The organism is Micrococcus sp. HMSC31B01 (assembly GCF_001816085.1).
GTDB lineage: Bacteria > Actinomycetota > Actinomycetes > Actinomycetales > Micrococcaceae > Micrococcus > Micrococcus luteus.
This window is the reverse complement of record NZ_KV825477.1, coordinates 1-1,325: the sequence shown is the minus strand read 5'-3', so window position 1 is coordinate 1,325 and position 1,325 is coordinate 1. Positions and strand designations below refer to the sequence as shown.

The 1,325-nt window shown below is 76.0% G+C and carries 1 protein-coding gene and 1 pseudogene; one reads left to right on the top strand and one right to left on the bottom strand.

Features of this window, described 5'->3' with window-relative positions; all coding sequences use genetic code 11:
* On the bottom strand, positions 1–724 hold a 724-nt coding region (locus HMPREF3105_RS12475; protein ID WP_305791352.1), incomplete at its 3' end, for a uroporphyrinogen decarboxylase family protein.
* A 136-nt stretch (positions 725–860) separates the two neighbouring features.
* On the opposite strand from HMPREF3105_RS12475, the pseudogene HMPREF3105_RS12470 reads away from it, so the two are divergent.
* Positions 861–1,325, top strand: a pseudogene (locus HMPREF3105_RS12470) (glutamyl-tRNA reductase); the annotation flags it as partial.

Genomic DNA, 1,325 nt, shown 5'->3' with positions numbered 1-1,325 from the left:
CCGCCGAGAGCGAACCGGCCCACGAGTCGAACAGCTGCGCGGCGGAGGCGCCGGACTCGAGCTGGGCGCGCAGGAACTGGCCGGACACGGTGGCCGCCCAGCCGGCCAGGGCGGCCCAGGTCTCGGGGTCGGCGTGCATCATGCGCCGCGGGCCGAAGTGGTCGCGGGAGGGACGGCCCTCCACCATGTACGCCGCCAGCGTGAAGGGGGCACCGGCGAAGCCGATCAGGGGGCGCGGGCCCAGCTCGGCGACGGTGGCCGCGACGGCCTCGCGGATGACGTCCAGGGCGGCGTCCTCGAGGACGGGCAGCGCGGCGACGTCGTCGGCGGTGCGGACGGCCTGGCCGAGCACGGGGCCCACGCCGGGCTGGATCTCCACGTCCACGCCCGCCAGGCGCAGGGGGACCACGATGTCCGAGAAGAAGATCGCCGCGTCGACGTCGTGGCGGCGCACCGGCTGCATCGTGATCTCCCGGACCAGGTCCGGCATGAGGCAGGAGTCGAGCATCCCGATCCCCTCGCGCACCCGGCGGTACTCGGGCAGCGAACGGCCGGCCTGCCGCATGAACCACACGGGGTGGCGGTCGGGGCGCTGGCCGCGTAGCGCGCGAAGGAGCGGGCTGGCCACGGTCGAGCGTGACGGATCCTCGGTGCGCAGCGGGTGCTCGGCGGGCAGTGCCGGGACGGCCGCGGGGGTCTCGGGGGTCTGGGACAGGGCGGACATGCCCCCAGTGTCCCACCGGTCGTGTCGCGGTGGCACATCCGCGTCCTCCGTGAGCGCCGTCACACTGGCCGACGGCACCCGGGTCAGGCCCGCCTTCCCGGACGGGCGGGGCGGTCGGGGCTAGACTTGGCCCGCTGTGACTGTCTTCTCTCTCGTCGCCTCCCACCATGACCTGGACCTGGACACGGTCGCCCGCCTCAGCGCCGGCGCGACCGGGGTCGGGCCCGCCCTGCCCGGCAGCGGCGCGGCGGGCGCCATCGTGCTGGCCACGTGCAACCGCGTGGAGATCTACGCCGAGGCCGACGGGGCCGGCGTCGAGGCCGCCCGCACGGGGCTGCTGTCCGCCGTCGCCGCCTCCACCTCCCTGCCGGACGAGGACGTGCACACCGCGTTCCGCACGCTCGACGCCGACGCCACGGCCCGTCACCTCTTCGAGGTCGGCGCCGGACTGGACTCCGCCGTGGTGGGCGAGCGCGAGATCGCCGGTCAGGTACGGCGCGCCCTGACGGCGGCCCAGGAGGCCGGCACCGCCTCGGGCCCGCTCGTCCGCCTCTTCGAGTCCGCCACGCGCACGGCCAAGGACGTCGGCTCCCGCACGGCG